This is a genomic window from Actinoallomurus sp. NPDC052274 (assembly GCF_040679475.1).
GTDB classification, from domain to species: Bacteria; Actinomycetota; Actinomycetes; order Streptosporangiales; family Streptosporangiaceae; genus Actinoallomurus; species Actinoallomurus liliacearum.
In genome coordinates, this window is record NZ_JBFAUT010000148.1 from 1 (window position 1) to 1,271 (window position 1,271).

Consider the following 1,271-nt stretch of genomic DNA (forward strand, 5'->3'; position numbering starts at 1 on the left):
TGCGCGGCGTCGGCGGCGGGAACTGGAACCACATCGCCGGCGTCGGCAACGTCAACACCGCCGCGCAGATCTACACCGAGGGCAATGTCGTGCTGACCGGCACGATCTACTCGCCCTATTTCGAGCTCTGGGCCGATGCCGGCAACATCACGCAGAGCGCCGGCCATGTCGATTCGGGCAATCCCGGCGGCAATTTCTTCGAGCTGCGCGCCGACAATATCTCGCTGACCAGCGCCACCAACCAGCTCACGGGAGCCGGCCTGATCACCTGGAGCGGGGCGGGCAACGTCACCGCCGTTTCCAGCGGAAACACCAATCTCGCCTATGTCTCGGGCGGCGCCACCTCGCTGACCGTCGCCGGCGGCAATCTCAGCGTAGGCGCCGATGGGATCGACGTCGGTACGCTGACGGCGAACGCTTCCGGCACCATCGACCTGCGCGGCCGGATCGGCACGCTCGGCAACGTCACCGCGGGCGGCGATGCATCCTTCCGCTCCAGTTCGAATCTCACCGTCAACGGCACGATCAACCTCGGCACCGGCCGCCTGTCGCTTGGCACGGCCGGCACGCTATCCCAGCTCAGCGGCGCGATCACCGCGGGCGGGCTCGACGTGACCGCCGCCGGCGCGATCACCATGAACGCCAACAACAGCGTCGGGACGATCTATGGCCTGGCGACCCAGAATGGCGGCATCTCCTATTCCAGCAACAGCGGCTTCGCGCTGGGCGGTGACATCACGGCCGGCGGCGGCAATGCCGTCTCGTTGAACGCCACCCTGGGCTCGATCAACCAGAATGCCGGCATCATCACCGCGGCCCGGCTGGACGCGAGCGCGGGCAACCAGATCCTGTTGACCCGGGTGAACCAGGTCGGGCAGCTCGGCGATCTGACCGCGGGCAATGCGGCCAGCTTCACGGTGCGCGACGATCTTACGCTGCTCGGTACCATCTCGGGCAGTTCGGTAACGCTCAGCTCCACCGACGGCGCGATCAGCCAGGCCGGCGGCGCGATCCTCACGGCCAGCCTTTCGGCCTATGCCAGCACCGGGCTCGACCTGTTCCGGGCCAACAACGCCACCGCGCTGGGCGGGCTCGGCACCACCAGCGGCAATCTGCGCTTCCGCAACAGTGGCGATATCGCGCTGACCAACATGACGGTGGGCGGCAACCTCACGCTGCTCTCGGATAGCGGCGCGATCCGCCAGAATGTCGGCACCATCCTGACGGTGGGCGGCACGGCCACGCTCACCGCGGATGGCGGGATCCGCCTG

1 protein-coding gene is annotated in these 1,271 nt (G+C 67.8%); it reads left to right on the plus strand.

Annotated elements, in window-relative coordinates:
* Positions 1-1,271 (plus strand): hypothetical protein (locus AB0K82_RS44540; RefSeq protein ID WP_364409817.1); only part of this gene is annotated, 1,271 nt, incomplete at both ends.